Raw genomic sequence first — 19913 nt, forward strand, 5'->3', positions numbered from 1 at the left:
GGCAGCCCCGACCCCCCTAGCCGGATGCGCTCGCGCGCACGGCCGACGAAACCGATCGACGGGAAACCGGATGCGCCTCATCCTTCGCTTCTTCGGCTTCCTGTTCAGCGCCTGCGCGGTCCTGTTCGTGCTCGCGGCCGCGGGTGGCGCGTTCTTCTACTGGAAGTACAGCCAGGACCTGCCGGACCACGCCGTGCTCGCCAACTACGAGCCGCCGGTGATGACCCGCGTCCACGCCGCCGACGGCTCGCTGCTGGCCGAGTACGCCAAGGAGCGCCGGCTCTACCTGCCGATCCAGGCGATGCCGAAGATCATCGTCGCCGCCTTCCTCTCGGCCGAGGACAAGAACTTCTACAAGCACGGCGGCATCGATCCCGAGGGGATCGTGCGCGCGGCGCTGACCAACGCCAAGAGCGGCAAGAAGCAGGGCGCCTCGACCATCACCCAGCAGGTGGCCAAGAACTTCCTTCTGTCGAACGAGCAGACCTTCGACCGCAAGATCAAGGAAGCGCTGATCGCGCTGCGCATCGAGGCGACCTACTCGAAGGACAAGATCCTCGAGCTCTACCTCAACGAGATCTTCCTCGGCACCATCGTGCCCGGCCGCAACCTGCACGGCGTCGCCGCGGCGGCCTTGGACTATTTCGGCAAGTCGGTGCACGAGCTGACGATCAACGAGGCGGCCTACCTCGCCGCCCTGCCGAAGGGGCCGAACAACTACCACCCCTACCGCAAGACCCAGGCGGCGCTCGACCGCCGCAACGAGATCATCCGCCTGATGGCGGAGAACAACTACATCACCAAGGAGGAGGCCGACGCCGCCAAGAAGATGCCGCTCGGCGTCAACCCGCGCGTCGCCTTCCCGAACGCCGCCAACGCCAACTACTTCACCGAGGAGGTCCGCCGCGAGATCTCCGAGCGCTACGGCGAGAAGAAGCTCTACGAGGGCGGCCTCTCGGTGCGCACCACCCTCGACCCGAAGATGCAGGGCTGGGCGCGCAAGGCGCTGGTCGACGGCCTTGTGCGCTACGACCAGGCGCATGGCTGGCGCGGCCCCGTCACCAAGGTCGACCTGACCGGGCGCGACTGGGGCATGGCGGCGTCCGAAGTGAGCGCGCTCGGCGACGTCGCCCCGTGGCGGCTCGCCGTGGTGCTCGGGCAAGGCGCCGGCGGCCTGCAGGTCGGCCTCCAGCCCAAGCGCGAGGCCTCGGGCCAGGTCTCCAAGGACCGCGAGACCGGCACGATCCCCGCCGAGGGCATGCGCTGGGCCGGCCGGGCGAACCTCACCGCCGGCGACATGGTCTACGTCGAGGCGATGGACGGCGGCCGCGGCCAGTACCGCCTGCGCCAGAAGCCCGAGGTGTCCGGCGCCATCGTCGCGATGGACCCGAACACCGGCCGCGTGCACGCCATGGTCGGCGGCTTCTCCTACGACGAGTCCGAGTTCAACCGCGCGACGCAGGCGATGCGCCAGCCCGGCTCGTCGTTCAAGCCGATCGTCTACTCGGCGGCGCTCGACAACGGCTACACCCCGTCCTCGATCGTTCAGGACACGCCGATCACCATCGAGGCCGGCCCCGGCCAGGAGGCGTGGACGCCCTCGAACTACGACGGCAAGTCCGGCGGCCCGCACACCCTGCGCTACGGCATCGAGCACTCGAAGAACCTGATGACGGTCCGGCTCGCCAAGGACGTCGGCATGCCGCTGATCGCCGAGTACGCCCGCCGCTTCGGCGTCTACGACGACATGCTGCCGGTGCTGCCGATGTCGCTCGGCGCCGGCGAGACCACCGTGATGCGGATGGTCACCGCCTACTCGATGCTGGCCAACGGCGGCCGCCGCATCCGCCCGACGCTGATCGACCGGATCCAGGACCGGATCGGCGAGACGATCTACCGGCACGACGGCCGCAAGTGCGTCGGCTGCGACGCCGAGAAGTGGTCGGGCCAGGACGAGCCGAAGCTGGTGGACGATTCCGAGCAGGTGCTCGATCCGCTGACCGCCTACCAGATGGTCTCGATCATGGAGGGCGTGGTCCAGCGCGGCACCGCGACGATCCTGAAGCAGATCGGCAAGCCGCTCGCCGGCAAGACCGGCACCACCAACGACGCCAAGGACGCGTGGTTCGTCGGCTTCTCGCCGGACCTCGCGGTCGGCATCTACATCGGCTTCGACAAGCCGCGCTCGCTTGGCGACCGCGCCACCGGCGGCGGGCTCGCCGCGCCGATCGCCCTCGACTTCCTGAAGGTCGCCCTGAAGGACAAGCCCCCGACGCCGTTCCGGGTGCCGCCGGGGATCAAGCTGATCCGCGTGGCCTTGGGCTCCGGCATGCGCGCCGGCTCGGGCGAGGGCGCCGGCACGATCCTCGAGGCGTTCAAGCCCGGCACCGCGCCGCCCGACTCCTACGTCGCCCCGGCGGGCCAGGCCGCGGCCCCCGCCGCCGTCCCGGCGGACGCAGACCGCGCGGCGCAAGCCGGCGGGCTGTACTGAGCGGACGCCGCCAGGCTCTCTGCGGATCGCTGGTCGCCCCGCACGGCTCGCTCTCCCCGGGGGCAGGGCGATCACACGGCACCGCACCGTCATTCCGGGGCGCCGCAGGCGAGCCCGGAATCCAGAACCGCCGACGGTGCCAAGTCCGGTGCGACCTGCGGTTCTGGATCCCGGGCTCCGCTGCCCGGCCCCGGGATGACGCGGTGCTGCCGGCGGGTTTCTCCCAAGAACAGGTCGCCGTCTGCGATCACACCCTGCCCAGGGAAGAATGGTTGGGGCGAGGTGTGTTGCCCTCTCCGGTGAGTTCTCATCCCTCACCCTGTCCCTCTCCCGCACGGGAGAGGGAACCCGCGCCCGCTCCGAACGCCGTGAGGTCCGGCGATGCGGTCAGTCGGCCGCCTGGCGATCCGAGACAAAAAAAGCCGCCCTGCGGGGGCGGCTTTGGAGTCTCAGTGAGGCATCAAACAGAGCGGAACGGAGGTCTCACTCGACATCCAGACATCTGGACTACGGTGAGATTGGACAAAAGAGGTTAACGCGCCGTTAACGCGGGCGCGTTCCTCAAGTCGTCGCCGCGTTGGGCCTACCCGAGATCAGTATCGCCGCAGGTTCAGGCCGCAAGGCTGGTGAACAACCCGCGTCCGTCGGTGCCGCCGACGAGGCCTTCGACGAAGTTCTCCGGGTGCGGCATCATCCCGAGGACGTTGCCGCCCTCGGAGTAGATCCCCGCGATGGAATTGAGCGAGCCGTTGCGGTTGGCGGCCGTCGTCACCTGGCCGTCGGCGTCGCAGTAGCGGAACGCGACCCGGTCCTCGCCCTCGATCCGGGCGAGGGTGTCGGGGTCGGCGAAGTAGTTGCCCTCGCCATGCGCGACGCAGACGTCGATGACGTCGCCCTTGGCGTAGGCGCTGGCGAAGCGGGTGTCGGCGCGCTCGACGCGCAGGGTCTGCCGGTGGCAGATGAAGCGGCGATCGACGTTGCGCATCAGCACGCCCGGCAGCAGGCCGGATTCGCACAGGATCTGGAAGCCGTTGCAGATGCCGAGCACGAGCCCGCCGCGGGCGGCGTGGGCGCGGACCGCATCCATGGCGGCGGCGCGGCCCGCGATGGCGCCGCAGCGCAGGTAGTCGCCGTAGGAGAAGCCGCCGGGCAGGACCGCGAGGTCGGTGCCGGAGGGCAGCGCGGCGTCGGCGTGCCACATCGTCGTGACCTCGGCGCCGGCAAGCCGGAGCGCGCGGGCGACGTCGGCGTCGCGGTTCGAGCCGGGGAAGACGACGATCGCGGCGCGCATCACGCGATCTCGATCGCGTAGTTCTCGACCACGGTGTTGGCCAGGAGCTTCTCGCAGGCCGTCTTGAGGGTGGCCTCGGCGCCGGCCCGGTCCGTGGCGGCGACCTCGATGTCGAACACCTTGCCCTGGCGGACGCCCTCGATCGACTCGATGCCGAAGGACTTCAGCGCGGCCTCGATGGCCTTGCCCTGCGGGTCCAGGACGCCGGTCTTCAGCGTGACGACGATGCGGGCTTTCATGATGGGCCACTCAGCAGGGTCTGGAACGGAAGGAGGCGAAGGCGGGCGTCGGGGCGGGGTCCGACACCGCGGGTGTCGTGGCCGTCCGTCACCGGCGGGCGGCCCGCGGCGCGGCGCGCAGGGGCTCGATGCTCGTCGCGCGCTGCCAGAGCTGGAACATGATCCAGGCCGCGAGCAGGCTGAACAGACCCATCAGCACATGGCCGACGGTGTCGCCGAGTTCGAACAGGCCTGCGATGGCCCAGCCCGCGGCGATCGCCACCGCGAAGACTTCCGTTCCCACCAGCACCATCATGCTGAGGATCGTGATCAGGTTGCGGGCGTTCACGAGGACCCCTTCCGCCGGCGGCACGGATTCGCGTCCCGCTTACGACGGCGGCAGTACCCCGATTGTCGCATGCTGTGCAACCGGCAAGCGCCCCTCGCGGGTGGCCCCCGCCTCAGCGCGGGGCGCGCTTGGCGAGGATGCGCTGCAGGGTGCGGCGGTGCATGTTGAGCCGGCGCGCGGTCTCGCTGACGTTCCGTCCGCACAGCTCGTAGACCCGCTGGATATGCTCCCAGCGCACGCGGTCGGCGGACATCGGGTTCTCGGGCGGGTCGGCCCGCTCGCCCGGCTGCGCCATCAACGTGCCGTGGATCTCGTCGGCGTCGGCGGGCTTGGCCAGGTAGTCGAAGGCCCCGAGCTTCACGGCGGTGACGGCGGTGGCGATGTTGCCGTAGCCGGTCAGGATGACGCCGCGGGCTTCCGGCCGGCGCTCCTTCAGGCGGGCGATCACGTCGAGGCCGTTGCCGTCGCCGAGCCGCATGTCGATCACCGCGAAGGCGGGCGCCCGCGCCTCGACCACGGACACGCCTTCGGCCACGCTCTCGGCGACCTGGACGTGGTAGCCGCGCGCTTCCATCGCACGGGCGAGCCGGGTCGAGAACGGCTTGTCGTCGTCGACGATCAGGAGGCTGCGGTCGGAGAATGCGGCCAGCGGGTCGGCGTCGCTGAGCGCCACGGCATCCGGGGCGCCCGACGAGCTCGATTGCGTCAGCATGAGAAGCTCCTCAAAGATTTCGCTGTATTCGTTGAGAGTTTATATAGGCGCGACATCGCCCGCGGGCAGGGGTGGGCGTGTGCCGAATTCGGGGGCATGACGCAGCGCCGCACCCCGCTCGAAGATGTGGCGCGCCCAGGAGATCCGGACCTGCGCCCCATGCGTGCCCGGCGCCGAGGCATTGGACAGGGTGATCTGCGCGCCCGAGCGCTCGATCAGCGTCTTGGCGATGAACAGCCCGAGGCCGAGGCCGGCGCCGACCGTGCCGCCCTGCGCCTGCCCCGCCGCGCGGTCGGGGCTGCGGGTGGTCACGTAGGGCTCTCCCGCCCGCAGCAGCACCTCGGCGGAGAAGCCGGGGCCGTCGTCGCGGATCTCGAGCGTCACCCGGTCCAGCGTCCAGCGGCCCTCGATCACCACGCGGGCGTCGGCGAAGTCGACCGCGTTGTCGAGGATGTTGCCGAGCCCGAACATCACGCCGGCGTTGCGGCGGCAATCCGGCTCCGGGGCGTCGCCCTGGCTCGAGATGTCGAGGGCGATGCCCATCGCCCGGTGCGGCGCCACCAGTTCCTCGATGAGGTGGCTGAAGCTCAAGGTCTCGAGGAAGCCGGCGCCGTCGCCGTCGAGCGACGTCAGCTTCGAGAGGATGCCGCGGCAGCGGTCGACCTGCTCGCGCAGGAGCTGCAGATCCTCGGCAACCGCCGGCGGCGCGTCGGGCCCGAGTTGGCGCACCAGCTCCTTGGTCACCACCATGATCGTGCCGAGCGGCGTGCCGAGCTCATGCGCCGCCGCCGCGGCAAGGCCGTCGAGCTGCGACAGGTGCTGCTCGCGGGCCAGCACCAGCTCCGTCGCGGCCAGCGCCTGCGCGAGCTGGCGCGTCTCCTCCGAGACCCGCCACGCGTAGACGCCGGTGAAGGCCGTGCCGAGCAGGATCGCCGTCCACACGCCGGAGACGTAGAGGAACGGCAACTCGATCCGCCCGTCGGCGAACCACGGCAGCGGGCGGTGGACCAAGGCCAGCAGCGTCGCGAGCCCGATCGCCAGCAGGCCGAGCGCCAAGGTCCGTTCCGGCGGCAGTGCGGTCGCCGAGATGAGGACGGGGGCGAGGAACAGCAGCGAGAACGGGTTCTGCAGGCCGCCGGTGAGGAACAGCAGCACGGCGAGCTGCACGATGTCGAAGGCCAGCAGCAGGGCGGCGGAATCCGCGCTCAGCCGGTAGCTCGCCGGGAAGCGGATGCGCAGGCCGAGGTTCAGCCAGGACGAGGCGGCGATCGCCAGGAAGCACCAGCCGAACGGCAGCCCGAGCCCGAGGCCGAACTGCGCTCCGACCACGGCCGCGCTCTGCCCGGTGATCGCGAGCCAGCGCAGGCGCACGAACGTGTCGAGGCGCAGGTGGCGCGCGTCGCGGACGAAGCCGCTCGGATCGGTGTCGAGCATGATGGCCTAACGATAGAGCCGGGGGCGGGCCGATCCAGAGCCCGCGACGATCCTCCCGCCTTGCGCCTCAGCCCGCCTCGTCGAGTTCGGGGCCACGGGTGGCGTCGAGGCCGGCGCCGGGGACGGGCGGGATCGAAACCGGCGCGCCGGTGCGGGCCGCCTCGTAGATCGCCTCCATCAGCACGTGGTCCTGAAGACCCTCCTCGCCCGGCGTCCGCGGCCGGCGGTTCTCCTGGATGCAGCGCGAGAAATGGTCCATCTCCAGGGCGAACTGGTTCTTGGCGCCGATCACCTTGGTGTCCTGCGACACCACCTTGCCGTCGCGGTGGGTGACCACGAGGCGCTGGCCGACATAGGCGAAGGCGTTCTGCAGATCGATGTCGGCGCCCCCCGTATGCACGGTCAGGCGGCGCGATTCGTGGACGCCGTAGCTGGTCATGCATTGCGCCAGCACGCCCGACGGGAAGCGTAGGGTGAAGCTCACACCCTCCTCGACCTCGCGGAACTTCGGGTCGTCTGCCGGCGAATGCGTCTGCGCCTGGATCAGGTCCGGCTCCTCGCCGAGCAGCGCCCGAACGCCGTTGAGGCAGTAGAGCCCGATGTCGGGCAGGGCGCCGCCGCCCGAGAGCGCCTTCTTCAGGCGCCATTGCTCCGGCAGCCCCGAGGTTTGGCCGTTGAAGGCCTGGATCATCCGCGGCTTGCCGAATTCGCCCGATCGAACGAGGCGCACCACCTCGCGGTTGTACGGCTCGTACTGGCAGCGATAGGCGATCATCAGCTTGACCTTGGCGCGCTCGCACGCCGCGATCATCGCCCGCGCCTCCGCGGAGGAGGCCGCCATCGGCTTCTCGCACAGCACGTGCTTGCCCGCTGCCGCCGCGGCCGCGACGTTGTCGTGGTGCACCGCGTTCGGGGTGACGACGTAGACCGCCTGGATCTCCGGGTTGGCCTTCAGCTTGTCCCAGTCGCCGTAGCCGTAGACCGCGCTCTCGGGCACGCCGTATTGCTGCGCGACGAGCTTCGCCTTGTCCGGCGTGCCCGACATCAGCGCCACGAGCCGCGAGCGCTTGGCCTGGGACAGGGCCGGGAGGATCTCGTCGAGGCTGAGGCGGCCGAGGCCGACGACGCAGTAGCCGACGCGCTGTCCCGGCGGCTGCGGCGCAGGTGTCGGCGCCGGCGGCCGGTCGCCCTGGCCGCGCCAGTTCGGGAACTGCACCCGGCCGCCCTGCACGGCGCCGGTGTCGGCGGGCACGGTCGGCCCGGGCGTCGTGCCTGCGCGGGCCGCGTCCGCCGCCCCGAGGGCGGCGCCGGTGAGGGTGACGCCGCCGGCCCGCAGCAGGGTCCGTCGCGAGAGCCCGAAATCGTCCGCCATGCCACCCCGTCTCGGTCGGTTGAGAGGCGGGGAAACCCGGCGCCGGTTGGCAGAGTTCCGTGCTTCGGCTCAGTGCAGCCGGTCGGGCGGGGCGGCCGCGTTCCAGGCGGCGCCCGCTTCGACCTCCGTCGCGACCTCGCGCGGCGGTCCTTCGAGGAAAGCGAGGCCGGCCTGGGTGCCGCTGCGCCAGACGATCTCGGCGCGGCGGGTCTGATCGCGGCAGGCCACCGTGAGGTCGACGACGCGCGGCAGAACCACGTCCTCCGCGATCACGATGCGGACGCCGGTGAGCGAATGATCCCGAAGGCGGCACTCGACTTCCGGGAGGAACGCCGCGATGCGCAGGGTGCCGCCGTAGCAGGCGCGGCGGCGATCACATTGGCGGCGCTCGATCGGGGGCGTCGTCAAGGTCACAGGCGTGTTTCCCATCTCAGGTTGCTACTTCGATAATGCAGCCAAGCATGAAAGGCTTCCTAGAGTCAGGCGTAACCATTCGTTAAGCTTAACGCCTGGCCGCAGCCGGCGCGTCACTCGGGCGGGGGCGGGTCGGGGGCCTCGACGCCGCCGCTGCGCTGAAGCTGGAGCGCCACGAACCAGCAGAGAGCCGCCCAGGCGGCGCCGATGCACCAGCCGGCCAGCACGTCGCTCGGCCAGTGGACGCCGAGGTAGATCCGGCTGATCCCGACCAGCAGGGTCATGGCGACGCCCAGCGCCAGCACCAGCGCCTTGACCCGGCGGTGGCGGTCGATCCGCGCGATCAGCGTCGCCAGGGTCAGGTAGGCGATCGCCGACATCATGGCGTGCCCGCTCGGGAAGCTCGCGGTGAACACGTCCATGCCGTGCGGCACCAGGTCCGGCCGCGGGCGGTGATAGAACAGCTTCAGCACCGTCGAGACCAATTCGCCGCCGCCGACCGCGCCGACCACGAACAGGCCGACCCGGCGCTTGCCCGACAGGGCGAGGTAGGCCGCCACCGCCACGGTGAGGAGGACGATGGTGAAGACGCTGCCGAGCCCGGTGATGTCGCGCATCGTCTCTTCGAGCCAGGGCGGCCCGATCGGATCGGAGAGGTCGGCGGGGTTGCGCAGGGCCAGCAGGATCCGGCGGTCGAGCGCCTCGGTGGAGCCCTCGCCGACCTCGTGGGCGAGCGCGAAGAACGCGTAGCCGAGCCCGCTGACGCAGATCAGCGCCAGCAGCGGCCCGACCTCGTTGAGGCGCAGCCGGAGCCAGACGGAGGTGGCGTGGGAGAGGAAGGGGATGCGGCGGACGAAGGTGGGCGCACGCATCGGCGACATCCCGCTCACGCGTTCTCACCGAACGCGAACTGCGCCCGCTCGTCCCACGGGCCGCCGAGATAGCGCCAGAGCCGCGTCGCCGGCGCGGTGAAGTGGAACGGCGCGAAGTCGTCGGCGAGGGCGGCGTGGAGCGCGCGGGCGGTCTCGGGATCGACCTTGTTCTGCACGGTGACGTGCGGGCGCCAGCCCTGCTTGTCCTGCGCCGTGAGGTGCGCCTCGAAGGTCTTGGCCAGGCGTGCGCGAAACGCCGACAGCGCCTCGGATTCGAGCACGTAGGCGACCCCGCGGCCTGTGAAGCGCAGGCCCGTCACCGCGACCACCGGCGGCGGCACGGTGCGGGCGAGCATCGCGATCGTCTCGCGCACCCCGGGCTCGGCCGCGCCCGGCAGGTTGTGGAACAGCGTGGCATGGGCCGGAATGTGGTTCAGCGCCTTCGGGAAGTGGCGCCGGCGCAGGCCGTCGAACCGCGCGAACGTCTCCGCATCGAAGGCGAGCGTCAGGATCAGCGGCGCCGCGTCGGCGTCCGGCTCCCCGGTGTTTCGTGTCGGCGTATCGGGCATGCGGGCTCTCGGTCGCGGCCGAACGAAGATGGCGCAGGGCGCGGTCAGGTCCAGTAGAGGATGCGCGCGGCGGGCAGGTCGCGGGAGAGCGCAGCGAACAGGGTGGCGCGCATCGCGGCCATCACGTCCTTGGGGAAGACGTACTTCACCGAGCCGAACTTGGTGAGCTTCCTGGTGCGCCCGGCCTCGTCGAGCGGCAGGTCGGAGCCCGGATACCAGCCCTGCAGCACCTGCTTCGAGCCCGGCGTGAAGCGGTGGGTGATCAGCTCGGCGGTGAGGTCGAGGTCGGGAACGCCCGCCAAAGCCTCGGCCGCCTCGCGGATCAGCGCGGCGTAGCCTGCCTCCCAGTCCGGCACCGGCAGGATCGGCGCGATGGTGAGGCCGACGGGATAGCCCGCCAGCGCCACCGCCCGCATCGCCCCGAGCCGGGCGTCGAGGCTCGCGGTGCCGCCCTCGTAGCGCGTGGCGGCGCGGGCGTTGACCGAGAACCGGATGCGGGTGCGGCGGCGGTGCGGAAGGTCGAGCAGCGGCTCGACGGCGGCGAACTTGGTGGTGAAGCGCAATTGCACCGGCGCCTCCCAGGCGCCGAAATGCCGGATCGCCGCCGAGAGCGACCCGGTGAGGTGCTCGATACCGAGCGGATCGGTGTAGCACGAGGCCTCGAAGGTGGTGCCCTCCTGCGCCCGCTCGGCCTGGGCGGAGGTGACCGCGCCCTGGCCGAGGTAAGCTTCGAGATTCCCGAGGATCGCGTCGAGGTTGGCGTAGGCGCGCGTCAATGGCGGCCCGGAGAGCGAGCCGGCGAGGTAGCAGTACTGGCAATGGGCCGGGCAGCCCTCGGCCAGGTCGAAGCGCCAGTCGGCCGAGGGCGGGATCGGCTGCAGCCGGAGCTTGGTCGGCGGCGCCACGACGAGGGCGAGCGTCGCCTTCGCCTCGACGTAGGCCCGGCGCGGGTCGGCGTGGCGCAGGCCGGTGAGGCGGTTGGCGGGCAGGCGTTCGACTGGGATGCCCTGCGCCTCCGCGCGGGCGAGCATCGCCCGTCCGTGCGCGTGCTCCAGGGCAGCCGGCGTCACCAGCACGCGCCGCGGTCGCCACAGGCGCGCCGGCCGGGCGGGCGAGGGAGCCGACGACGGCGGCGCGAGGGCCGGTGGCGGCGCGAGGGTCTGGGCGGTCTCCATGGTTTGCGAACGCCGCGGCCCCTGCGCCGGCTCCTGACTTCCGCCGGGCGCGGCCTGCGGCTAAAGCACCGCCATGGCCTCGCAGCGTTCTCCCGTCCCCCCCGTCCGGGAAACCGTCCACGAGGGGCGCGACGGCTGGCTGTTCCTGATCGGCGGCAGCAACGACGTCATGGAGCGCTACCGCGGCACCTTGCGCCAATGGTGGACCCTGCGCGGCTGGACCCGGCTGATGACGGCGCGCGCCGCCCGCGCCGCCCGCCTCGGCATCCGCTGCGTCCAGTTCATCGTGCCCGAGAAGCTCTCGGTCTACGACCACATGACGATCGACCTGCCCTACGACCCGTCGCGCGCCTCGACCCGACGGCTCGCCCGCAAGCTCGCGGGACAGGCCGCCTACCTCGACCTGCTCGGCCCCTTCCGCGCCGCCCGCGACGGGCCGGCGCCCCTCTACCTGAAGACCGACACGCATTGGTCGGCGGACGGGTGCCTGCTCGCCTACCGCGAGCTGATGCGTGCCCTCGCCGCAATCCCGCCGGCCGACATCGGCGCGCGCCCCGCCCTCGTCATGGATCGGGTGATGGACCTCGGCGCCAAGCTGCCGGGCCGGCCGGTCGAGCGGCTGGTGCGCCCGCAGATCCAGCGGGACGCGGTGCGCGTCGAGGCCGGCGCGCTGCTCGCCGCCTACGAGGCGGAGGGCCGCGAGCGCGACCTGCACACGGGGGCGCACGTGGTCTACCGCAACGACAACCCGGCCGCGGACCCGCGGCGCGTGGTGCTGTTCGGCGATTCCTACGCGCATTTCGCGCCCATGCTGCTCACGGGGCTGCTCGCCGAGAGCTTCGCCGAGGTGCACTTCGTGTGGTCGGCGAACCTCGATTGGGCCTACGTCGAGCGGGTGCGCCCCGACATCCTGCTGTTCGAGCTGGCCGAGCGCTTCCTCGCCCGCCTGCCGAGCGACGACTTCGACGTGGCCGCCGGGCGCAGGGTCGCGACGGTCTAAGCGAGTTTTGCAAAAGTGGCCGCCGGTTTTTCGTCAAAAACTTGCAGCGGACCAAGGACTTGAGCAGGGTCGCGTTGCCGACGCGGCTCTGCTCAGGGCGTCGGCTGGACCAGGCTGGTCTCCGTCAGGGCGTCGTCGATTTGGAAGGCGCGGTACCCGTCCGGCGTCGCGGCGATGCCGAACAGCAGGACGAGGATCGCGAGGATTCCAGCCAGGCCCAGCGTCACCCCGTCGGCCTGCCGTCGCAACCCGTGGATCGTGGCGCATCCGGCGGTGAACACGGCCGCCTCGGCGGCGGGAATCGCGAGGGCGAGCGACATCGATCCTCCATTCAGGCCATCTCGGCGCGGTCGCGCCGGGCGTCCCACGGCCCGGCCGCAACCGCCGAGCAAGATAGCCAAGCCAGACAACCAAGCAGGAAACGGGCTAGGTTTTGCACCGACCCTTCTTCCCTTCCGCGCAAGGCCGGCCCGAGGGGCGGGCGGACGCGCGCAGCACCGGAAACGCATCGCATGGGATTGCTCGTCGACGGCGCCTGGCAGGACCAATGGTACGACACCAAGTCGACCGGTGGCCGCTTCGAGCGCAAGGCCTCGGCGTTCCGCAGCTGGGTCACCGCCGACGGCGCCCCGGGCCCGTCGGGGGAGGGCGGGTTCGCGGCCGAGGCGGGGCGCTACCACCTCTACGTCTCGCTCGCCTGCCCGTGGGCGCACCGCGCCCTCATCGTGCGGGCGCTGAAGGGCCTGGAGGACGCGATCTCCGTCTCCGTCGTCGATCCGCACATGGGCTCGGAGGGTTGGGTGTTCGGCGACAGCCCCGGCGCCACCCCCGATCCGATCCACCACGCGACGCGGCTCTACGAGGTCTACCGCGCCGCCGACCCGCACTATACCGGCCGCGTCACCGTGCCGGTGCTGTGGGACCGCAAGAAGCGGACGATCGTCTCGAACGAGTCGGCCGAGATCATCCGCATGTTCGATTCGGCCTTCGGCGGCACCGGGCCGGACCTCTGCCCGGACGACCTGCGTGAGTCGATCGATGCCGTGAACGCCCGGGTCTACGACCGGGTCAACAACGGCGTCTACAAGGCGGGCTTCGCCACCGAACAATCCGTCTACGAGGAGGCCTTCGCCGCGCTGTTTTCCGAGCTCGACGCCCTCGAAGCCCGCCTCGACGGCCAGCGCTATCTCTGCGGCGCGCAGCTGACCGAGGCCGACATCCGGCTGTTCACGACGCTGGTGCGGTTCGATGCGGTCTATGTCGGGCACTTCAAGTGCAACCGGCGGCGCATCGCCGACTACCCGAACCTGTCGAACTACCTGCGCGACCTCTACGCCCTGCCGGGCGTCGCCGGGACGGTGAACCTCGTCCACATCAAGCGGCACTATTACGAGAGCCACCCGACCATCAACCCGACGGGCATCGTGCCGGCGGGGCCGGACCTGGACTTCGCCGCGCCCAACGACAGGGCGCTGCGCTTCGGCGCGTGAAGCGCGAACTTGTGGCGCGAACTTGCAGCGCGAACTTGCAAACCGGACTCGACGGATGCGCGCGGCGCGTTAGATCGCCGCCATGACGATCGCACAGACGCTCCGCCGCCTCGCCCTCCTCACCGCGCCCCTGGCGCTCGCCGGCCCCGCCTGGTCGCAGGCGGCGGTGCAGCTCGAGGGCACCTGCGAGAAGCTGGTGATCGAGGGCAAGGACGCCACCGCCGCCTGCAAGCCGACGCTCGGGAACGCCGCCGAGCGCCGCCGCACGACCTTCGACTTCACCACCACCGACGGACGCACCCTGAGCTTTAGCGGCACCGGCGCGCAGCAGGAGCGCACGGAGGAAACCGATCCGCTCCAGCCGATCAACCTCGTCACCGCCGGCACGTCGAGCGACAAGGGGATCGTGCGCAACCCGACGCCGGCGGTCGGCGCCTGCACCTTCTCGACCCCGGCCCCGGGCAAGACTACCATCGCCTGCGAGGCTTCGGCGCCGGACGGGCGCACCTTCGCCGGCACCTTCGTGACGCAGGCGAAGGCCGCCTCGGGAGCCCCGGCGCAGTAAGCCGCCTTTTTTCGAAGACGTCGGCCACTCCGCCTCCGGGAGATCGCTCCCGGGGGGCATGTCTCGCGCCGCGACGCCGGCCAGACGAGGATGGCGGCAAGATCGCACCGGCGGCGACCTGGCGCACGGATTCCCTTGCGGACAGAGCGCGTTCCGCACTGGTCAGCCGGGCGCCTGAGTCCCATGTACCGCACTAGGTGACACTTGGTTCCAAGGCCCGATACCGCATGCTGAACGACACGCTCGCGACGGACGCGCATCCCGGTGCGTCCGACCTGATCCGAGAGACCACCACGACCGGATTCCGGCAGGACGTGATCGCCGAGTCGGCGAACCGCCCCGTGCTGGTCCTGTTCTGGTCGCCCCGCGCCCCGTCGAGCAAGACGCTGCTGACGGTGCTCGAAAAGTTCGTCCGCGCGGCCGCCGGCAAGGTCGTCCTCGTCAAGATGAACGTCGACGAGCATCCGGCGGTCTGGGGCCAGATCGGCCAGCAGCTCGGCCTGCAGGGCGTGCCCGCCGTGGTCGCCATCGACCAGGGCCGCCCGGTCGACATGTTCGAGGGCGCCCTGCCCGAGGCCCAGATCAAGACGTTCTTCGATCGTCTCGCCGGGCCGAGCGAGATCGACCAGGTGATGGCGGAAGCCGCACAGGCGCTGGAGGAGGGCGACCTCGCCGGCGCCTCCGAGCTCTATGCCGCCGTGCTTGGGCAGCAGCCCGACAACGTCGCGGCACTCGCCGGCCTCGCCAAGATCCAGCTCGACGCGGGCGAGCTCGAGAACGCCAAGCAGGTGCTCGCGATGGTGCCGGAGGCCAAGGCCGCCGACCCGGGGCTCGCCGGCATCCGCGCCGCGATCGAGCTGGCCGAGCAGGCCGCCGCGCTCGGCGACCTCGCCGGCCTCGAGACCGAGGTCGCGGCCAACCCCGACGCGCATCAGGCCCGGTTCGACCTGGCGTTGGGGCTCAACGCCGGCAACGAGCGCGAGAAGGCGGTCGATCACCTGATCGAGATCATCCGCCGGGACCGCACCTGGAACGAGGACGGCGCGCGCAAGCAGCTGCTTCAGTTCTTCGAGGCCTGGGGCCCGATGGACCCGGCCGCGATCCGCGGGCGGCGCAAGCTCTCGACGCTGCTGTTCGCGTGAGGTCGGACTCCGAAGGTTTCGTATCGCTGGAGGCGTCATGAGCACGCATGCGGGCTACAAGGGTCCGGGCGATTGCCCCCCCGTCATCCCGGTCTTCCCCCTGCCCGGCGCCCTGCTGCTGCCGCGCGGGCAGATGCCGCTCAACATCTTCGAGCCGCGCTACCTCGCCATGGTGGACGACGCGCTGCGGACCGACCGGGTCATCGGCATGATCCAGCCAGACGCCGAGGGCGGCGCCTCGCCGATGAGCCCGAAGCTGTACCGGGTCGGCTGCGCCGGCCGCATCACCCAGTTCGCCGAGACCGGCGACGGCCGCTACCTGCTGTCGCTGACCGGCATCGGCCGCTTCCGGGTGATGAGCGAGTTCGCCACCACCGGCGCCTACCGCCGCTGCCAGGTCAGCTACGACGACTTCGCCATCGACTTCACCGCGCGCGCCGGGGAAGACGCCGTGGACCGCGACGGCGTCCTGCGGGCCCTGCGCGACTTCGTCGATTCCAACGACCTCAAGGTCGACTGGGCGGGCATCGAGGAGGCTCCGAACGAGGCGCTGGTCAACGCGCTCTGCATGATGAGCCCGTTCGGCGTCCGCGAGAAGCAGGCGATGCTCGAGGCGCCCGACCTGAAGACCCGCGCCGAGATCTTGGTCGCGGTCACCGAGATGGAGATGGTGCGCAGCACCGGGCCCGAGCCGACGATGCAGTAGCGGGCGTTCCCACGGCGGGTTCGGCGATGACGAACGCCTGCGCCTCCGCTACCAACCGGCACGGCTTCGAACGGAGATCGAGAGCATGACGCAGGACATGACCACCCCGGGCACCGCCGTCGAGGCGACCCGCGTCGACCCGAAGCTGCTCGAGCTGCTGGTCTGCCCGCTGACCAAGGGCACCCTCGACTACGACGCCGGCCGCCAGGAACTGATCAGCCGCTCGGCCAAGCTCGCCTACCCGATCCGCGACGGCATCCCGATCATGCTGCCGGAAGAGGCGCGCCAGCTCACGGACTGATCGGCACGAGGAGCCAGGCATGGCCTTCAAGGCGAAATCGGCCTCCGAGACCAAGGCCGCCGACCTCGCGTCGGCCCTCGTGCGCATCGCCGACCGGGACGGCGTGCCGCTTCAGGTCGGCGTCGACCGGCTGCGCCAGGGCAACCCGCGCCTGACGCCGCTGGCGATCGGGCAGCTCTACCGCAAACACCGCGACCACCTCGACGCCGCGCTCGCCGAGCGCGGCTACGTCCTCGTCGGCTATGCCGACCAGGGTCCGGGCCGCGGCATGGAATTCGCGATCGACCCGGCCTGACGCCGCACTCTCGGCCGACGCAAGCCGCGCCGACGCGAGGCACGCCGACGAACGTGCCGCGGTGCCCGTCCGCCCGCCCCCGTGCTAGGGGACGGCATGCCCCGCTGGCTTTTCCTCACCTTCGCCGCCGCCATCGTGCTGGCCGTGTTCGGCAGCGCCTTCATCGCCCTGAGGGGCGCGCCGGCCAAGCCGTCGATCTCCGAGCCGGCCGCCGCCCCGCGCTGAATCGCGTTTCGCGCGATCGATCGCGCGAGAGCATGTTCCGTGATCTCTGGATCACGGAACATGCTCTAATACCAAGTCTCATGGGTAGGAACCCATGAGGTCCGGCGGATTGCCGCCGCCCCGCAGTCGCGGGGGCCAGACTTCGATGAGTCGGGCTCATCGAGGTCTGGTATAACTTGCTGTGTGGTCGCACTTTCCTCATGCGAGCCGGCATCCACCTCGCTTGAAAATGCGCTAGGGCGCCGCGTCCTGGCGTGCCGACGCGATCAGGCGGTCGCCGTCCTCGCGCAGCAGCAGGCGGTCCACGACGAGGGCGTCGACGGATTTCGTGACCGCCGCAATGTAGGCGTCCGCGCTCGCGTAGCGCTCCTCCAGGGACGGGCGTGGGTCGCCGGCCGCCTCGCGTTCGGCCCGCGTGCGCGCGAAGCCGATCTGGCTGCCCTCGCGATCGCACAGGGCGCCGGCCGGGAACGGGTCGGCGTAGAGGTTCCAGCCGGTGAAGGTCGCGCGCGGGGCCGCGACAGCGGGCAGGCGGATGCCCGCCGCCTCGTTGCCGTCCGCGTCGACACGCGGCACCAGCGGCCGGTACTGCGGCCCGGTCTCGGGGCGCGGGTCGACATAGGTGGAAAACCGCGCGATCGCGTTGGGCGTCGTCGGCACGGGTGTGCCCACGAGGAACGGGAAGCCGGCGTCGGCGGCCTCCACCAGCGTGCCGTCCGACAGGCGGGGGACGCGGCTCTCCGGCGGAGCCTTGCCCGCGGTCACCCATTCCTCGAGCGCGACGAGGAGCGCCCGCAGGGCCGGCGCCGGGTTCAGGGTGCTGCGCGGGTTCGCGCACGCCCCCTTGGTCGAGGTCAAGCCGGCGCGCCCGTAATGGAATCCGCTGGAGACCAGGAAGGCGCGCGACGTCTCGGGCAGCGGCATGTCGGACCGGCCGAGCGGGTCCGTCGTGAGCATCGAGGCGCCCTTCTGCCAATACTCGGTGCCGGTGTTCACCTCGATCAGGAGCGGGTCGAAGCCGTCGTCGCGCATGAGCGCGCCGGTCCGGCCGGTGATCGGGTCGTGCTGCCGCGCGGTGGAGAACGGAAAGGCGTTCTCGGGATAGAGGTGGTCCTCGTGCTGCGTGTTGGTGCGGGAGGGCTGCCCGAACCGGGCGTTGAGGAAGATCCCGCCGACGCCCGCGATGTGCGAGAGCATGCCGTCGAAGACCCGGCGGCCGGCCTCGTCGCGGTTGAAGCCCTGGAAGACGAAGTCGCGCAGGTAGCGCCCGCTCTGCGAGATGCCGAGGGCGACGGCGTGGCGGATGGAGCCGCCGGCCGGGTTCGCCCCGTCGGCCGCGGCGCCGCGCAGATAGCCCACCACGTCCCGCGTCGCGGCGAAGCCGACGCCGAGCACCTTCGGCTCGGTGGCCTGGTAGGTGAGCTCGTAGAGCGACCCCGGCAGCGGCTTGGTGCCCTTGGGCAGCAACTCGAGTTGCCGCGGCGTCGCGTAGTGCCAGGCGTCGGCCGGGACCGGCCGCGGCGGGTCGCCCTCGCGGCGGCGGACGGTGAGCTGCGCGCCGGCCTTGTCGGGGCTCACGGCCTTGTCCTGGCTCGCGGCCTTGAAGGTGAGGTAGAACGGCGCCTCGGGCGGCCCGCGCGTGGCGCTGACGAGCTCGTCGCGCACCGTCTCGACGATCGGCTTGCCGTCGCGCGTCGCCACCGGAACGTCGATCGCCATGCCGCCCTGTTGGCGCAGGGCGTCCGCCTCCCAGCCCGACCAGACCACCGTGTCGCCGCGGCGCAGGACGAGGCCGGTTCCGGCATCCGCGGCGGAGCGCGGATCGTTGACGGCTTGGGCCGCCTGCGCCGGCGCGTCGAGCACCCAGTTGAACAGGAACTTGCGGCCGCGGTTCAGCACCTCGAACAGCAGCGTGCCGCTCCCGCGGGCGGGGTCCTTCGGGCGCAGCATGAAGAGGTCGGTTTTGTATTCGACCAGGCCGCGGGCGTTTCGCGGCGCCAGCGCGATGTCGACGATGCCGGCGTTGGCCGGGTCCGCCGGGTCGAGCTCGCCGCGGGCCGTGCCGACGACGCGCTCGTAGGCGCCGGCCGCACCGAACGCGGCTCCGTCGGCGAAGGGCTGGACCGCCGTGACGTCGATCCCGACGATGCGGGCCTCCGCGGGCGCGGCGCACAGCGCGCAGCCGAGCGCGGCGAGGATGGCGCCGTTGGTTCGCATGGTCACTCCCTGGTCCGGCTCGAAGAAGGCCGGTGCGGTCAGCAACCACACGTTGGGGCAAGCGTCGAGGGGGTGCGTCGTCCGAGAGGTGCCGACCTCGCCGACCTGTCAGCCGAGAGAGCCGGTCGCCGGTCCGGCGACGATCGACGGCACGGGCTGTCGGACATCGATGCTGCCGACGCAAAAAAGGCGCCCGTATCGGGCGCCTGCGGAGAGGCCGAGCGTTGATCTTGCGAGGTGTGATGGATGGTGCTGCGAGGGGGGATCGAACCCACGACCTCCTCATTACCAATGAGGTGCTCTACCACTGAGCTACCGCAGCGACGGCTTTTCGGGGCCCGCGAGGGGGCGTCTCCGTCCGACCGAGAGGGGCTTTAAGGGATCGGCGGCGGCTTGGCAATCGCGTCTGGCGGTCCTGGCGGCGCAATCGACCGGACGGCTCACGATTTGGCGCGACCGTCCTTCTTCAGCGCCGCGCGGATGATCGCCGCGAGGCCGGGCTCGGTGACCGCCTCGGCAGCTTCGGCCGGCGTGAACCAGCGCTGCTCGCGCTCGTGCTGCTCCGGCCAGCTCTTGCGGTGCTTGCGTACCTCGAGGGGGAACACCTTCACCTGGCACAGCACCGCATCGCGGTTCTTCAGGCGCTTCTGGTAGAGGTAGAAGCCGAGCGGCCGCTTGCCGATCTGCCCGAGCACGCCGGCCTCCTCGTAGGCCTCGCGTGCCGCCGCCTCGAACGGCTTGCGCCCCTTCATCGGCCACCCCTTCGGGATCACCCAGCGCCGGCTCTCGCGAGAGGTGACGAGGAGGACGCTGTAGCTCCCGTCGGGCTCGCGCCGGAACGGCAGCGCCCCGACCTGCGGGCGCGCCTCGCGCTCGTCGTCGAGCGGCATCGTCGTCATGCCCGCCGCCCCCGGGCGGCCGCGCCGAAGCGTGCATGGCGCGCAAACACGTGCGGCCCGGTCGCGGCCAGGACGATGCGGTTTCCAGGACCGGAACGGGGATGGAACAGCGGCGAAGCCTCTCGGATCGGATAGTTACCCGGCAAATAATCGATCCGGGTCGTCCAGGGAAGCGG

22 protein-coding genes and 1 tRNA gene are annotated in these 19913 nt (G+C 71.2%); 9 read left to right on the forward strand and 14 right to left on the reverse strand.

Translation table 11 applies throughout. From position 1 onward, the window contains the following. Positions 1 to 70 precede the first annotated feature (70 nt). Complete coding sequence (locus FV234_RS02730; protein WP_147828005.1) at positions 71 to 2491, forward strand: penicillin-binding protein 1A; 2421 nt, start codon at positions 71 to 73, stop codon at positions 2489 to 2491. 610 nt (positions 2492 to 3101) lie between these two features. Here FV234_RS02730 and purQ read toward each other — a convergent pair. The 10 genes from purQ to FV234_RS02780 form a co-directional block, all read right to left on the reverse strand. Continuing rightward, positions 3102 to 3782: a phosphoribosylformylglycinamidine synthase subunit PurQ gene (purQ, locus tag FV234_RS02735; RefSeq protein ID WP_147828006.1), complete on the reverse strand. Its 681-nt coding sequence runs from the start codon at positions 3780 to 3782 to the stop codon at positions 3102 to 3104. Continuing rightward, positions 3782 to 4021: a phosphoribosylformylglycinamidine synthase subunit PurS gene (gene purS / locus FV234_RS02740; RefSeq protein WP_147754103.1), complete on the reverse strand. Its 240-nt coding sequence runs from the start codon at positions 4019 to 4021 to the stop codon at positions 3782 to 3784. Before purS ends, purQ begins: the two co-directional genes overlap by 1 nt. A gap of 88 nt (positions 4022 to 4109) precedes the next feature. Continuing rightward, positions 4110 to 4349 carry a hypothetical protein gene (locus FV234_RS02745; protein ID WP_147828007.1) on the reverse strand — a complete coding sequence of 80 codons (240 nt, stop codon included), beginning with the start codon at positions 4347 to 4349 and terminating at the stop codon, positions 4110 to 4112. A gap of 112 nt (positions 4350 to 4461) precedes the next feature. Further along, positions 4462 to 5061, reverse strand: coding sequence for an ActR/PrrA/RegA family redox response regulator transcription factor (locus FV234_RS02750; RefSeq protein ID WP_147754105.1), 600 nt, complete (start codon positions 5059 to 5061; stop codon positions 4462 to 4464). 39 nt (positions 5062 to 5100) lie between these two features. After that, the gene (locus tag FV234_RS02755) at positions 5101 to 6495 is read right to left on the reverse strand and encodes an ActS/PrrB/RegB family redox-sensitive histidine kinase (protein ID WP_147828008.1); all 1395 of its coding nucleotides are present in this window, start codon (positions 6493 to 6495) and stop codon (positions 5101 to 5103) included. 67 nt (positions 6496 to 6562) lie between these two features. Next, a complete protein-coding gene (locus FV234_RS02760) occupies positions 6563 to 7867 on the reverse strand; it encodes a Gfo/Idh/MocA family oxidoreductase (RefSeq protein WP_147828009.1) in 1305 nt (434 codons plus the stop codon). Between the two features lie 69 nt (positions 7868 to 7936). After that, a complete protein-coding gene (locus tag FV234_RS02765) occupies positions 7937 to 8275 on the reverse strand; it encodes a PilZ domain-containing protein (protein ID WP_187273556.1) in 339 nt (112 codons plus the stop codon). Between the two features lie 119 nt (positions 8276 to 8394). Continuing rightward, positions 8395 to 9153, reverse strand: coding sequence for a phosphatase PAP2 family protein (locus FV234_RS02770; RefSeq protein ID WP_147762726.1), 759 nt, complete (start codon positions 9151 to 9153; stop codon positions 8395 to 8397). Positions 9154 to 9167: 14 nt separating this feature from the next. Continuing rightward, complete coding sequence (locus FV234_RS02775) at positions 9168 to 9722, reverse strand: 2'-5' RNA ligase family protein (protein ID WP_147828011.1); 555 nt, start codon at positions 9720 to 9722, stop codon at positions 9168 to 9170. A 44-nt stretch (positions 9723 to 9766) separates the two neighbouring features. Continuing rightward, positions 9767 to 10897 (reverse strand): spore photoproduct lyase family protein, encoded by a 1131-nt coding sequence (locus FV234_RS02780; protein ID WP_238271100.1) that lies wholly within the window; start codon positions 10895 to 10897, stop codon positions 9767 to 9769. Between the two features lie 73 nt (positions 10898 to 10970). Here FV234_RS02780 and FV234_RS02785 point away from each other — a divergent pair, with 73 nt between their 5' ends. Then, positions 10971 to 11897, forward strand: a complete 927-nt coding sequence (locus FV234_RS02785; RefSeq protein WP_147762728.1) for a hypothetical protein — start codon at positions 10971 to 10973, stop codon at positions 11895 to 11897. A 92-nt stretch (positions 11898 to 11989) separates the two neighbouring features. Here FV234_RS02785 and FV234_RS02790 read toward each other — a convergent pair whose 3' ends face one another. Further along, the gene (locus FV234_RS02790; protein ID WP_147828012.1) at positions 11990 to 12217 is read right to left on the reverse strand and encodes a hypothetical protein; all 228 of its coding nucleotides are present in this window, start codon (positions 12215 to 12217) and stop codon (positions 11990 to 11992) included. 192 nt (positions 12218 to 12409) lie between these two features. Here FV234_RS02790 and FV234_RS02795 point away from each other — a divergent pair, with 192 nt between their 5' ends. The 7 genes from FV234_RS02795 (at position 12410) to FV234_RS26895 (ending at position 16621) form a co-directional block, all read left to right on the forward strand. Then, complete coding sequence (locus tag FV234_RS02795) at positions 12410 to 13387, forward strand: glutathione S-transferase family protein (RefSeq protein WP_147753789.1); 978 nt, start codon at positions 12410 to 12412, stop codon at positions 13385 to 13387. An 82-nt stretch (positions 13388 to 13469) separates the two neighbouring features. After that, the gene (locus tag FV234_RS02800; protein ID WP_147828013.1) at positions 13470 to 13952 is read left to right on the forward strand and encodes a hypothetical protein; all 483 of its coding nucleotides are present in this window, start codon (positions 13470 to 13472) and stop codon (positions 13950 to 13952) included. Positions 13953 to 14179: 227 nt separating this feature from the next. Then, complete coding sequence (locus FV234_RS02805) at positions 14180 to 15094, forward strand: co-chaperone YbbN (RefSeq protein ID WP_147828014.1); 915 nt, start codon at positions 14180 to 14182, stop codon at positions 15092 to 15094. Between the two features lie 37 nt (positions 15095 to 15131). Beyond that, positions 15132 to 15800, forward strand: a complete 669-nt coding sequence (locus FV234_RS02810; RefSeq protein ID WP_147753792.1) for an LON peptidase substrate-binding domain-containing protein — start codon at positions 15132 to 15134, stop codon at positions 15798 to 15800. A gap of 85 nt (positions 15801 to 15885) precedes the next feature. Then, positions 15886 to 16101, forward strand: coding sequence for a Trm112 family protein (locus tag FV234_RS02815; protein WP_147762732.1), 216 nt, complete (start codon positions 15886 to 15888; stop codon positions 16099 to 16101). Positions 16102 to 16120: 19 nt separating this feature from the next. Continuing rightward, entirely contained in the window at positions 16121 to 16396 is a 276-nt protein-coding gene (locus FV234_RS02820) for an adenylosuccinate synthase (RefSeq protein WP_147828015.1), read from the forward strand. A gap of 96 nt (positions 16397 to 16492) precedes the next feature. Then, complete coding sequence (locus FV234_RS26895) at positions 16493 to 16621, forward strand: hypothetical protein (protein WP_281406033.1); 129 nt, start codon at positions 16493 to 16495, stop codon at positions 16619 to 16621. Between the two features lie 234 nt (positions 16622 to 16855). Here FV234_RS26895 and FV234_RS02825 read toward each other — a convergent pair whose 3' ends face one another. The 3 genes from FV234_RS02825 to FV234_RS02835 form a co-directional block, all read right to left on the reverse strand. After that, complete coding sequence (locus tag FV234_RS02825; protein ID WP_147828016.1) at positions 16856 to 18838, reverse strand: alpha/beta hydrolase domain-containing protein; 1983 nt, start codon at positions 18836 to 18838, stop codon at positions 16856 to 16858. Between the two features lie 247 nt (positions 18839 to 19085). Then, positions 19086 to 19160 (reverse strand) — tRNA-Thr (locus FV234_RS02830). 118 nt (positions 19161 to 19278) lie between these two features. Further along, on the reverse strand, positions 19279 to 19737 hold the full coding sequence (locus FV234_RS02835; protein WP_147762735.1) for an NUDIX hydrolase: 459 nt from the start codon (positions 19735 to 19737) through the stop codon (positions 19279 to 19281). Between the last annotated feature and the right edge of the window lie 176 nt (positions 19738 to 19913).

This window comes from Methylobacterium sp. WL8, from assembly GCF_008040045.1.
GTDB lineage: Bacteria > Pseudomonadota > Alphaproteobacteria > Rhizobiales > Beijerinckiaceae > Methylobacterium > Methylobacterium cerastii.

What these genes read in the sequence shown, in the direction of transcription:
- FV234_RS02790 (WP_147828012.1), bottom strand. Translation starts at nt 12,217, where the DNA reads ATGTCGCTCGCCCTCGCGATTCCCGCCGCCGAGGCGGCCGTGTTCACC.
- FV234_RS02780 (WP_238271100.1), bottom strand. Translation starts at nt 10,897, where the DNA reads ATGGAGACCGCCCAGACCCTCGCGCCGCCACCGGCCCTCGCGCCGCCG.
- purQ (WP_147828006.1), bottom strand. Translation starts at nt 3,782, where the DNA reads ATGCGCGCCGCGATCGTCGTCTTCCCCGGCTCGAACCGCGACGCCGAC.
- FV234_RS02775 (WP_147828011.1), bottom strand. Translation starts at nt 9,722, where the DNA reads ATGCCCGATACGCCGACACGAAACACCGGGGAGCCGGACGCCGACGCG.
- FV234_RS02730 (WP_147828005.1), top strand. Translation starts at nt 71, where the DNA reads ATGCGCCTCATCCTTCGCTTCTTCGGCTTCCTGTTCAGCGCCTGCGCG.
- FV234_RS02760 (WP_147828009.1), bottom strand. Translation starts at nt 7,867, where the DNA reads ATGGCGGACGATTTCGGGCTCTCGCGACGGACCCTGCTGCGGGCCGGC.
- FV234_RS02785 (WP_147762728.1), top strand. Translation starts at nt 10,971, where the DNA reads ATGGCCTCGCAGCGTTCTCCCGTCCCCCCCGTCCGGGAAACCGTCCAC.
- FV234_RS02750 (WP_147754105.1), bottom strand. Translation starts at nt 5,061, where the DNA reads ATGCTGACGCAATCGAGCTCGTCGGGCGCCCCGGATGCCGTGGCGCTC.
- FV234_RS02820 (WP_147828015.1), top strand. Translation starts at nt 16,121, where the DNA reads ATGGCCTTCAAGGCGAAATCGGCCTCCGAGACCAAGGCCGCCGACCTC.
- FV234_RS26895 (WP_281406033.1), top strand. Translation starts at nt 16,493, where the DNA reads ATGCCCCGCTGGCTTTTCCTCACCTTCGCCGCCGCCATCGTGCTGGCC.
- FV234_RS02795 (WP_147753789.1), top strand. Translation starts at nt 12,410, where the DNA reads ATGGGATTGCTCGTCGACGGCGCCTGGCAGGACCAATGGTACGACACC.
- FV234_RS02755 (WP_147828008.1), bottom strand. Translation starts at nt 6,495, where the DNA reads ATGCTCGACACCGATCCGAGCGGCTTCGTCCGCGACGCGCGCCACCTG.
- FV234_RS02805 (WP_147828014.1), top strand. Translation starts at nt 14,180, where the DNA reads ATGCTGAACGACACGCTCGCGACGGACGCGCATCCCGGTGCGTCCGAC.
- FV234_RS02770 (WP_147762726.1), bottom strand. Translation starts at nt 9,153, where the DNA reads ATGCGTGCGCCCACCTTCGTCCGCCGCATCCCCTTCCTCTCCCACGCC.
- FV234_RS02835 (WP_147762735.1), bottom strand. Translation starts at nt 19,737, where the DNA reads ATGACGACGATGCCGCTCGACGACGAGCGCGAGGCGCGCCCGCAGGTC.
- purS (WP_147754103.1), bottom strand. Translation starts at nt 4,021, where the DNA reads ATGAAAGCCCGCATCGTCGTCACGCTGAAGACCGGCGTCCTGGACCCG.
- FV234_RS02810 (WP_147753792.1), top strand. Translation starts at nt 15,132, where the DNA reads ATGAGCACGCATGCGGGCTACAAGGGTCCGGGCGATTGCCCCCCCGTC.
- FV234_RS02815 (WP_147762732.1), top strand. Translation starts at nt 15,886, where the DNA reads ATGACGCAGGACATGACCACCCCGGGCACCGCCGTCGAGGCGACCCGC.
- FV234_RS02800 (WP_147828013.1), top strand. Translation starts at nt 13,470, where the DNA reads ATGACGATCGCACAGACGCTCCGCCGCCTCGCCCTCCTCACCGCGCCC.
- FV234_RS02825 (WP_147828016.1), bottom strand. Translation starts at nt 18,838, where the DNA reads ATGCGAACCAACGGCGCCATCCTCGCCGCGCTCGGCTGCGCGCTGTGC.